This is a genomic window from Sorangium sp. So ce185, assembly GCF_051526825.1.
Lineage (GTDB): Bacteria > Myxococcota_A > Polyangia > Polyangiales > Polyangiaceae > Sorangium > Sorangium cellulosum_D.
On the sequence record NZ_CP150316.1, the window covers coordinates 5991499 to 6002486 of the forward strand.

Sequence of the window (10988 nt, forward strand, 5' to 3'; positions counted from 1 at the left end):
TGGCTGTGCGGTCATCGACGCGCGCTGGACGGAGCGCTCGACGGCGAGCCCGCGCCTCGGCTCGGGCCGGGCAGCCTCGCACGCGCGGCGGCCACGGGGAAAGTTCTCGGCCAGCGCCGGGGCGCGCGCGACGGGCCGGCGCCCGCGCGCATCTTCGTGTTGCCAGGCGCGAGGTGGCCTGCGATGGCGGGGTGACCGATGCCGGAAGCGACGCACGACCCCCACAGGCCGGCGCAAGGCGGCGCGCCTCCGCAGGACGGCGGAGCGGCGCAGGCGCACGGTCGCCGCGGCGGCGCCGCCGCGCTCGCGCTCGGCGCGCTCGGGGTCGTCTTCGGCGACATCGGCACGAGCCCGCTCTACGCGCTCAAGGAGTGCGTGAGCGGCGCGCACGGCGTCCCGCCCACGAAGGAGAACGTCCTCGGGCTGCTCTCGCTCATCTTCTGGTCGCTCGTGATGGTGGTCGCGGTCAAGTACGTCACCTTCATCACGCGCGCCGACAACGAGGGCGAGGGCGGCATCCTGGCCCTGCTCGCGCTGGTGCCGGAGCGGCTGCGCGCCCGCGGAGCGCAGGGCGTCGGGTGGGTCGCCGGGCTCGTGGTGCTCGGCGCCGCGCTCCTCTACGGCGACGGCGTCATCACGCCCGCCATCTCGGTGCTGAGCGCCATGGAGGGGCTCGCGGTGGCGACCGCCGCGCTCGAGCCACTCGTCGTGCCGCTCACCTGCGCGATCCTCGTGGGGCTCTTCAGCGTGCAGCGCTGGGGGACTGCGCGCGTCGGCAAGATCTTCGGCCCGATCATGGCCGTCTGGTTCCTCGCGCTCGCCGCGCTCGGGCTCGCGTTCATCGCTAAAAACCCGGCGGTGCTCGCCGCGCTGAGCCCCGCGCACGCGGCGCGCTTCTTCGCCGACCACGGCCTCCACGGGGTCGCGATCCTCGGATCGGTCGTCCTCGTCATCACGGGCGGCGAGGCGCTCTACGCGGACATGGGGCACTTCGGGCGCCGCCCGATCCAGCTCGGCTGGTACGGGCTCGCGCTGCCGGCGCTCGCGCTCAACTACTTCGGCCAGGGCGCGCTCCTCCTGCGATCGCCCGAGGCCGCCGGGAGCCCGTTCTTCGCGATGGTGCCCAAGGGCCCCCTCACCTACGCGCTGGTCGCGCTCTCGGCCATGGCCACCGTGATCGCGTCGCAGGCGCTGATCTCCGGCGCCTACTCGCTCACCCACCAGGCGATCCAGCTCGGGTACCTGCCGCGGACCCAGGTGCTCCACACCTCGAGCACGGCCGAGGGGCAGATCTACATCCCCGCGACGAACTGGGCCCTCGCCGCCGGGTGCCTCGCGCTCGTGCTGATCTTCCGGCACTCGAGCCGGCTCGCCGCCGCCTACGGCCTCGCGGTGACCGGCACGATGGGGATCACCTCCATCGTCTACTTCGTGGTGATGCGGCAAACGTGGGGCGCTCCGCTCGCCAAGGCGGTGCCGCTCCTCTTGCTCTTCCTGGCGTTCGATCTGCCGTTCCTCGGGGCGAACCTGCTCAAGTTCTTCGAGGGCGGGTACGTGCCGGTCCTCATCGCGGCGGTCCTGTTCGCGATGATGGTGATCTGGAAGCGAGGGCGCGCGATCCTCGCCGAGCGCTTCACGCGGGCGGTCCCGTCGATCGAGGCGTTCGTGCGCGGGCTCGACGCGTCCTGCGGCGCGCGCGTCCCGGGCACGGCCGTGTTCCTGAGCTCGCGCGCCGGCAAGACGCCGTACGTGCTCGCGCACCACCTCAAGCACAACAAGGTGCTCCACGAGACCGTGGTGCTGCTGACCGTGGTCACGGAGCACGTGCCGCGGATCGCCGACGGGCAGAGGCTCGAGCTGACGAGCCTCGGCAAGGGGGTTCACCAGCTCATCGTCCACTCCGGCTTCATGCAGTCGACCGACGTGCCGGCCCTCCTGCGGCGGGCGGCGGCGCAGCACGGGCTGCCCGTCGATTTCGCGGACGTGACGTATTACCTCGGCCGCGAGACGCTCCTCGCCACCGACGAGGGGCGCATGGGCAAGATCGCGGAGACGATCTTCTCGGTGATGGCGCGCAACGCCGGCGCGGTGCCCGGCTACTTCAGGCTCCCGCCGGAGCGGGTGGTGGAGCTCGGCGTGCAGATCGACCTCTAGCGGCCTCGCCGCGCGCTCGCGCGGGGGCGGGCATGCCCGAGCGCCGTCGGCCCGCGCCGCCCGCCGCCGCGCCGCGCCTCCGCGATGCTTTCGCGCGGCGGCGGCGCTAAGGATCCGCCCCCATGAAGATCCCGCCGATGGGCCGCGTCCTGCCTGCGCTCGGCCTGCTGCTCCCGGGCTGCGCTTCCGAGCCGCGCCCGCTCACGATCGAGGTCGTCCCCGGGCACGAGGCGGCCGCCTTCCAGGAGGACCCGCCCGTCGCCCGGATCGAGGTGACCGCGACGTCGGCCGAGGGGGACGTCGCCGTGTCCGCGGCGGCGGCGCCGGGCGGGGAGCTCGATTTCGGCGAGATCCCCGCGGAGCGGGCGTACACGTTCGAGGTGCGCGGCTTCGACGCGGGCGGGGCGACCGTGGTGCGCGGGCGCTCGGCGTCGGGGATCTACCTCGCCGGCCTCAGCGGTGAGGTGCTGCCGCTCTTCGCCCAGCGGACCGGCGGGTGGGCGCGGCCCCCGGGCGAGCTCGAGGCGTCGCGCGTCGGCGCGCCCGGCGCGGCCCTCGCGGAGCGCTACGTGATGCTCACCGGCGGCGACGCGGCGGACGGCGCCGCGGCGGCGGACGTCGACCCGGCGCGGCTCGACGCGTACGACCTCGCGGAGTGGAGCGGGAGCGCCTCCAGCGGCGCGCTCCCGAGGGCGGCGCGGTCGCTCGTCGTCCGGGGGAGCCTGCTGCTCACCCTGGATGGCGAGGGCGCGACCTGGACCGACGTGCTGTCGGCGCAGAGCGCCGAGGCGCCGCTGCCCGCGGGGCTCGGCTCGTTCGCGGAGGTGGCGGGCGGCCGGACCGTGGAGGCGGCGGACGGGCGCTCGTTCGTGGTGGGCGCCGCGCGCGCTGCGGCGCCGGCGGACGCGCCGGGCGAGCCCTCGGACGCGGTGCTCGTCGTCGGCGCGAACAGGGCGCTCTCGGTGGCGAGGCTCCGCCACGCGCGGGCCGGCGCCGCGGCGGTGTGGGTCGACGGCGTGGGGCTCGTGGTCGCGGGCGGCAGCGCCGCGGGCGCGGACGCTGCGGGGCTGGAGGTGCTCGCCGACGGCGCGACCGCGTTCGATCCGCGGCCGTTCCCGCCGGACGCCGTGGAGGGCGCGGGCGCCGTCGTGACCGCGCCTGGCGAGATCGTGCTGGTCGGCGGCGTGCAGGGCGGCGCCGCGGCGCCGACGCGGCGGCTCGCGCCGGGGTGCGCCGGCGCGTGCGCCGCCGCGGAGGTCGCGGGGGCCGCGCTGCCGGCGGCGATCGCGGGCGTCGTGGCGTTCGCGCTGCCCGGCGGGCGCCTCCTCGCCGTGGGCGCCGAGGCCGGCGAGGGCGGCCTGACCAGGAGCTTCGTGGTCGACCTCGCGGCGGCCCAGGTCGAGGAGCTGCCGCTCCGGGAGCCGCGGCGCGGCGCGACCGTGGTGCCCGCGCCGAACGGGACGCTCGCGCTGCTCGGCGGGGTCCACGCGGAGGGGACGCCGGCGCTCACGGTCGAGACGTTCTTTCCGGAGTGAGCCGCGGGCGCGTTCGACGGCGGCGGCGCGCCGAAAGGGCCGGATGGGATCGAGCGAGGATGCGTCGAGACCGACTCGGAACGACGACCTGAGCGCGCTTCAAGCCATTTCAGCGGAAGGGGCTGACGCTCGAGGGCGCGGGCGCGCGGCGGCGGCCTCACCGGGAGCCGCCGTCGCCGCCCCGCTCCGCGAGCACCTTCTCGAGCACGGCGAGCCCCTTCACCGCGCGCGGGAACCCCGCGTAGACCGAGACCTGCATGACCGTCTCCACGATCTCGTCGCGCGTGCACCCGACGTTGAGCGCGTAGCGGATGTGGTTGCCGAGCGGCACCTCCGAGTCGCCCACCGCAGCCAGCGCGGCGACGGCGGTCAGCAGCCGAGTCCGCAGGTCGAGGCCAGGGCGAGCATAGATATCGCCGAACGGATATTCGATCACGTACCGGCCGAAGTCCGGCGCGACGCCCGCATACGCCTCCATGACGCGCCCGGGGGCCCCCCGGTCGAGCCGGCCGAGCACGGCCGCACCGCGGGCGAAGCGGTCGCCTGCCGCCGCGGGCGCCGGCGCCGCGACGGGCGGCGACGCGGGGCGGGCCGGGCCGGCCGCGGCGCAGCCCGCGAGCGCCGCCGCGGCGAGGGCCGCCGCCGCGAGCCGCGCCGCGCGGCCGCGGCCCCCCGGGGGACGGCCGGTGCTCATCGGATCACCCCGAGCCGAGCGGCGGACGGAGAGGTGTAGATTCCCGTGGCGAACCAGATCGCCTGCGCCTGTTCCATGGGACGAAGCGGCTCCTCTGCCAGCGGCGCCCTTCGCCGCCGGCAGGGCGAATGCAAAGCACGCCCGGGGGCGCCGACAATGCCGGATCCTGGCGGGACCTTGCCTGATCCTGCAAGGCGCCGGGCGCCGCGACCGCCTCGCCTCCGCGCCGGACGCGAGCGCTGAGCGCGCCGCGGCGCTTGGGCTCCACCGCGCCACGCGCGAGCTCGACATCGAGGGCGTCGCCTTCCACCAGGGCGCGCGCTCTACCTCGGCCTCACGGCCCCGCCCGGCGGTCGGCTTCGACGCCGGCAGCGGCGCCCCGTCCTTCCAGGAGCTCTCGTGGGGCCGCTGAGGGGAGCGCGCCCGCCTCGTCCCGCCGGGCCTCGCGCTCGTGCGCCGCGGCGCGCCCAGGCGGGCCGCCGGGACGCGCCGCTCCGGCATCGTGAGCTAGCGCTCGTGACACTCGATAATGCTTTCCAGAGCGGAAGAGGAGCGATCCGTCTTCAGCGTGCTTGATCGTGGTCCCCGGCGGCGGGCCTCGCGAGACGCGGCGGCGACCGCCGTTGTTTTCATTGATTAACGAGGTGTTCGGTTCGTTGGCGCGCATTGACGCGCCCGGCGACACCGGGGTATCACACGGCATGGGATTGACGAAGGACGCCCTCTTCTTCGACGCCCTCGCCGAGCACGCGCAGAAGAGCGTCACCGCCAGCAAGCTCCTCCTGGAGATGCTCGACCGGATCGAGGACGCGCCGGCCATCGCGAGGAAAATCAAGGAGATCGAGCACGAGGGGGATCGGATCACGCATCGCTGCCTCGCCGCGCTGCACAAGACCTGGATCACTCCGCTCGACCGCGAGGAGATCCACGCGCTGATCACCCGGCTCGACGACGTGCTCGACTTCATCGAGGCCGCCAGCGAGCGAATCGTCCTCTTCGAGATCCAGAGTGCGACGCCGGAGGCGCGCCGCCTCGCGGAGTCGCTCGTGGCCGCGTGCATCGCCATGAGCACGGCCACGAGCTCGCTCCGGGACGTGAAGGACGGCGCCCGGCTGCTCGAGCTGTGCGTCGAGATCAACCGCCACGAGAACGACGCCGACGCGCACTACCGCGTGGCCCTGGCGGCGCTCTTCAAGCAGGGCAACGACCCGCTGCTCGTGCTGAAATGGCGTGACATCTACGATCAGCTCGAGAACGCCAGCGATCGCTGCGAGGACGTCGCCAACGTCATCGAGGGCGTGGTGCTCGAGCACGCGTGACGACCTGCGCCGTCGCGACCTAGGGTCCGCGCCGGATCGCGATGACGCGCCGTAGGAACGCGGGGAGGCGCAGAACGACCTGGGCGACGGGATCGAGGGGAGCGTCGCGTTCGACAGCGCCGGCCACCTCGTCGTGGTCGCCTGGCGGCATGACGGCTACGCGTCCGGATGCCCCTGCGACCAGGCCATCGTGGTGAAGAAGCACGACGCAGCCGGCGCCCTGCTCTGGAGCAAGATCTTCGAGGGCGAGGACACCACGGTGCTGGGCGGCGGCTCCGCCAGCAGCGTCGCGATCGACGCGTTGGACGACATCCTCTTCTCCGGCTATGTCGCGGAGGCGATCGACCTCGGAGGAGGACCGTTGCCCCCCGGGTCGGCGTTCGTGGCCAAGCTGACGCCCGCGGGCGAGCCTCTGTGGAGCCGGGTCGCCCCCCGCGGCGATCGCCTCGCCCTGGATCCGGGCGGCAACATCGTCGAGATCTCCGACGGGGCGCCACGCACCGGGGCCCGAGCGAGCTCCGCCGCGTCCCGCGGGGGCGCGGCGCTCGGGCGGCCGGCGAGGGCCCGGCGAGGTCCCTGGCGCGCGAGCCTACGGGTAATTCACCTCGACGACGTTGCCGTAGGCGTCCACCGAGATCTCGAACTCCACGCCCCCGATCACGATGTTCGCCTCGTAGGAGAGCTTGCCGTCGTGCAGCTCCTCGTCGAGCTCCACGATCCAGCCGCCGCGGGCCGCGAGGACGAGCGCCCAGTAAGCCCCCGGCGGGAGCATATCCATCGTGATGTCGCGCTCGATCAGCGTGCCGTGCCCGTCGATCCTGAGCGCGTAGGTCCGCCGGCCTCGCCGGATGTCGGCCTCGTAGACGGCTTCCCCGATGTCCTCCTCGATCTCCATGCGCACCTCCAGGATCGCCGCTTTGGCGGCCTCTTCCTCGATCGCCGCGCGCGCGCCCTCGGGGATGCTGGCCAGGGGCACGATCCAGGCCTCGATCTCGCTGGCGGTCATGGTGCCCTCGGCGTCGAGCTCCACCTCGTAATAGGTCTCGCCGATCAGCACGTCGATCTCGTAGGTCGCGACGCCCCCGTCGATATTCTCCTCTATCTGCAGGATCCTGAGTTTGCTCCCGAGGCTCATCAGCGCTGCATAGACGGGCGCCGGAAGCTGTTCGACGGCGATGAGCCGCTCGATGTCATGGGTCTGGCTGGGCTTCGAGCCCTCCTGTCCCCTCGCCAGCGCGGGGCCGCGCTCATCGGCCATCGCGATCGGGGAAGCGGTGGAGAACGCGCACAGCGCACAGGCCAGGACGACGGACGTCGACGCACTCACGACAGCTTTACGCGTGATCACTGGACCCCCCTCAACTATATGTCTCCCCTATCATGGCATGAAGCAGAGACGTTGGCGCCATCCATTTGGACGTTCTCGTGCGAAGATGCCAGACGATGAGCGTCTGTGCCGGACATAGCCGCTCTATTTCGCCGAGCGCGACGAGAGCCATCGAGCACCTGGTTCGTCGGCTCATGGCCTTTGCCGGGCACGGTGGTTTCGATGGAGTGTTGTTTCTCCGCGGAGATCCGCCAAAGGAGCCCACCGGCTCGCGCTCTCTTCTTCACGCCTAGACCGAAGGATGGATCCCAAGGACGCTCGCGCAGGCGGCTCGGCGGCAGAGAAAGCGGACCTCCAGGACGATGGCGCCAAGGGCCGTGGATCTGAAGAGATTCACGCGACGACGCGGGATTCCTCTGATCGGAGCAGCCTCGGCGGAGGTCGCGAGCGGCCCGAGCCCTGCCGGTGGACGGACCTCTCCGGGCTGAGCTCCGCCGGCGCGCCGGAGCTCGGCGCCTGCGCAGCGCACCCGCTTCAGCCGGGGCCCGGGCCGGCGTCGCCGCCGGGCGCCGCCACCGGGATCCGCTCGGACTCCCACGGGAAGAACCCCCGCGCGCCGATGCACGCGTCGGCGATCGCGTGGGCGGCGCTCACCCGATCTTCCAGGGCGGCGGCCTCGAAGAACCGGCGCGCGCGGCGGGCGACGTCCGGGTCGCTCCGATCGAGCTCGGCGAAGAGCTCCTTGGTGCGGGGCAGGACGCCGTTGCGCGCACGGAGGTGGTATCGGACGATCGCCAGCACGGCCTCGGCGAGCAGGGCGCTGGCCATGACCGGGTCGCGCTCGGCGACGTCGACGGCGTCTTCGAGGAGCGTCGCGGCGCTGTACCGCTCCCACGCGTCCTGATCCGGCGTGAGCTCGGAGCGCTTCGCCAGCCACGCGGCGGCCTCCGCCCTGAGCTCGTCGAGGAGCGGAGCCCCGAGGACCGGAAAGCCGGTTGCGATCATGTGGGCGGCGGACGGCCGCGCGTGCTGGTGCTCGGCGGCCCAGTACTCGCGGACGGCCGCCGGCGGATTCACGAAGATCTCCACGGGTACGCCCTCCCCGAACCAGCGCTGCAACCGCTGCTTGTACGGAGCGCCGTGGATCACGAACAGATCGAGATCGCTCGACCGATCCCCGTGGCCGCGGACGATCGATCCGGCCGCCACGATGGCCAGGGGCTCGAACCGCTCGAGCACGAAGCCGATCGCCTCGCGGAGGGCGCTCGCGTACCTCGGCGACAGCTCCGGCCAGAGGCATCGCGCGAGAGCGTCGGCTTGCGCGTCGGGGCTCACCGGGATCGTGACCCCCCGGCGGCCGGTCCCCGCGCAAACGGTGCTGCCGACATGATCGACGCGTGTCTCCTCGCCATGACGAGGGTCGCACGATAGCGCCGGAAGACGGCCGCGTGTCAAGACGGGCGCCGGCCGCGCCCGCCGCCGTCACCGCGCCGGCTGACCGAGCGGCGGCTTTGCGGCGTGGGCCTGCAGCCCGCCGCGGACGCAGCGGAAGCCGACGTCGACGTCCCGGGTGCCCGCGAACAGGAAGTGGCGCGCCGTGGCCCGCAGCCGGTGCTTCGCGATCACCCGCCACGAGCCGCCGCGGAGCACCCGACCATGGCCGATGGACGGCCCGACAGGATTGCTCACCGGGCCGTCGTTGGCCGGATAATCGCCGTACCAATCCCAGCACCACTCCCAGACGTTGCCGGCCATATCGAGGATCCCGAACGGCGACGCCCCCCTCGGATAGTACCCCACGGGGCTGGGGCCGGCGCGCTTGGCCAGCACCGGGCTCTTGATGCGCGCGTCGCTCCAGGCGACCTGGTCGGACGGCGGCTCGTTCCCCCACGGATACATCCGTCCATCGGTGCCCCGCGACGCGTACTCCCACTCTGCCTCGGTGGGGAGCCGGTAGCCGTTCGCCTCGCGGTTCCAGATCACGCCCTTTCCGTCGAGCTGGTAGGCGGACGCGAACCCCCGGAGCGCCGAGAGACGATTGCAGAACTCGACGGCGTCCCACCAGCTGACGTTGTTCACGGGGCGATCGTCCGCCACGGGATGACCGGGGTTCGTGCCCATCACCTCGCGGTACAGCCGCTGCGTCACCGGGTACACGCCCATCCTGAACGCCGACACCAGCACCTGCCGCTGCGGGCGCTCGTGGGCCGCCGCGGAGGCGTCCTCGTCGCTGGCGCCCATCCAGAAGCGCCCGCTCACGATCACGGCCGTCTCGATCTTCGGCGCGCTCCTGCCAGGGGCGGGCGCGTCCACCGCGGCAGCCGCGCTCGCCGCCGAGCTCCCCGCGGGCGAGGTGGCCGCCGCGAACCCCACGGCGGGCATCCCTGCCGGCGGCGTCGCCGTGGCGGAGATCGCCGGCCCCATCGCCGGCGGGGCCTCGGACCCGCCGCGCCGCGGATGCGCCGAGCCGCGCGGCCGGCTCGCGATGCTCAGCGCCGCGCAGAGGTCGTCGATGCTGCCGTATCGCTTGTCGCGCCGCCAGGCGATCGCCTGCTCGAGGACGGCCTTGACCGTGCTGTCGCACGAGAGCTCCCGCAGGAAGGCGGGGCGGTCGTGCACCGCCTCGGCGGGCAGCTGCGCGCCGTGGAGGCAGAAGAGCGCGGTCATCCCGAGGCCGTACACGTCGGCCCGCGCGTCGGCGTCCTGAGGGCGATCCAGCGACTCGGGCGCGCTGTACACGTAGGTGCCGAGCGCGCCCGTCCGCGTCCCGCCGGTCGTGTCCGCGGCCGCGACGAGATCGAAATCCGTGAGCCGCGGCTCGCCCGTGGGCTGGAGTAGCATGTTAGCCTGCTTACACTTTCGCGAAGCCGCCCCGCCCGACCCGATCGAGGAGCAGGTATCTCCCGCCTGGGCCCAGCCGGTCTCCGGCGCGGAGCTGCCCCCCCTCGCGCAGCTGCCGCCGGAGCTCCAGGACCTCGCGCTGCGCCTCGGCCGCGTCGACGCCGGCGAGCTGCAGCGCCCTGAGCCGCCCGCGCGTCCGCTCGAGCTCCTGCGCGAGCCGCCGGGTCTCGAGGTCCGGGTAATTCGGCCTGTGGCCGTGCTGGCGCGGGTTCTTCTTGTCGAGGGCGGCGCGGATGCCGAGCACCACGTCTGTCCAGGCCTCGTCGCGATCGGCCCGGCCCTGGATGGGGCGCTCGCTGTCGGGCAACGCCGAGAGGTGCCCGAACGGCGCGCCCTTCCAGTCGCACGCCCGGAGCAGGATCGGGATCACCCGCGCCGAGCCGGCGGCGTGGCGCGCCATCGCGCGCTCCATCTCGACGTCCCAGCAGGACGGAGAGGCGATGAAATCCGCGCTGACGAGCAGCAAGATCAGCTGCGCCGCCTCGAGGTGCTCGCGCACCTCCGCCTCCCAGTGCGCCCCGGCGTCGATCTCCCGGTCGTGCCACGCCCGGAGGACCCCTTGACGCTGCAGCAGCGCGAGGTGCGCCACGAGCTCCCGAAGAGCGGATTCATCCCTGCGCGCGTAGGAAATGAATACGTCGATGGGCTTCAGCACGATCGCTCGAGGGTGTCAGCTGTCCAGTCGGCCTTTGCGGTGCATCGTTCGGGGAAGCCAATAGGAAGACCAAACGATATCCGAGAAGTCAAGGCCATCGCGACCGCCCGAATCCGTACAGTCTTGCTGGAGATCTCGGTCTCGACGTACGATCTCGACGCATGATTCTCGACGCATGATTCTCGACGCATGATCTCGACGCACGATCCTCGACGCACGATTCCGAACCACGTTCGAGCGTGGGCCGGCGGCGTTCAGGCCCCCATGCCCGCCGCGCACAAGGCGGCAGCAGCCCCCACAGGCTGGAGCTGCCCGTGCCTCGCCGGCGGGCGGCCGCTCGTCGATGTGCCTGATTCGCCCGGCGACGACACGCGGTCTGGCCGGCCAGGGGGCGGCAGCTCAA

General features: G+C 73.1%; 9 protein-coding genes. 3 read left to right on the plus strand and 6 right to left on the minus strand.

Translation table 11 applies throughout. The features are described from left to right. Window positions 1-198 precede the first annotated feature (198 nt). Window positions 199-2154 (plus strand): potassium transporter Kup, encoded by a 1956-nt coding sequence (locus WMF26_RS21845; RefSeq protein ID WP_438001912.1) that lies wholly within the window; start codon window positions 199-201, stop codon window positions 2152-2154. A 122-nt stretch (window positions 2155-2276) separates the two neighbouring features. Then, window positions 2277-3689, plus strand: coding sequence for a hypothetical protein (locus tag WMF26_RS21850; RefSeq protein ID WP_438001913.1), 1413 nt, complete (start codon window positions 2277-2279; stop codon window positions 3687-3689). Window positions 3690-3846: 157 nt separating this feature from the next. Here WMF26_RS21850 and WMF26_RS21855 read toward each other — a convergent pair whose 3' ends face one another. Next, a complete protein-coding gene (locus WMF26_RS21855) occupies window positions 3847-4383 on the minus strand; it encodes a carboxymuconolactone decarboxylase family protein (protein ID WP_438001914.1) in 537 nt (178 codons plus the stop codon). Window positions 4384-5084: 701 nt separating this feature from the next. On the opposite strand from WMF26_RS21855, the gene WMF26_RS21860 reads away from it, so the two are divergent. Beyond that, window positions 5085-5702, plus strand: coding sequence for a DUF47 domain-containing protein (locus tag WMF26_RS21860; protein WP_438001915.1), 618 nt, complete (start codon window positions 5085-5087; stop codon window positions 5700-5702). 156 nt (window positions 5703-5858) lie between these two features. Here WMF26_RS21860 and WMF26_RS21865 read toward each other — a convergent pair whose 3' ends face one another. The 5 genes from WMF26_RS21865 to WMF26_RS21885 form a co-directional block, all read right to left on the minus strand. Further along, window positions 5859-6014 carry a hypothetical protein gene (locus WMF26_RS21865; RefSeq protein ID WP_438001916.1) on the minus strand — a complete coding sequence of 52 codons (156 nt, stop codon included), beginning with the start codon at window positions 6012-6014 and terminating at the stop codon, window positions 5859-5861. A gap of 277 nt (window positions 6015-6291) precedes the next feature. Further along, window positions 6292-7029: a hypothetical protein gene (locus WMF26_RS21870; protein WP_438001917.1), complete on the minus strand. Its 738-nt coding sequence runs from the start codon at window positions 7027-7029 to the stop codon at window positions 6292-6294. A 534-nt stretch (window positions 7030-7563) separates the two neighbouring features. Then, window positions 7564-8364, minus strand: a complete 801-nt coding sequence (locus tag WMF26_RS21875) for a nucleotidyltransferase domain-containing protein (protein WP_438001918.1) — start codon at window positions 8362-8364, stop codon at window positions 7564-7566. Between the two features lie 147 nt (window positions 8365-8511). Further along, window positions 8512-9870 (minus strand): SUMF1/EgtB/PvdO family nonheme iron enzyme, encoded by a 1359-nt coding sequence (locus WMF26_RS21880; protein ID WP_438001919.1) that lies wholly within the window; start codon window positions 9868-9870, stop codon window positions 8512-8514. 10 nt (window positions 9871-9880) lie between these two features. After that, complete coding sequence (locus tag WMF26_RS21885) at window positions 9881-10585, minus strand: toll/interleukin-1 receptor domain-containing protein (RefSeq protein ID WP_438001920.1); 705 nt, start codon at window positions 10583-10585, stop codon at window positions 9881-9883. Between the last annotated feature and the right edge of the window lie 403 nt (window positions 10586-10988).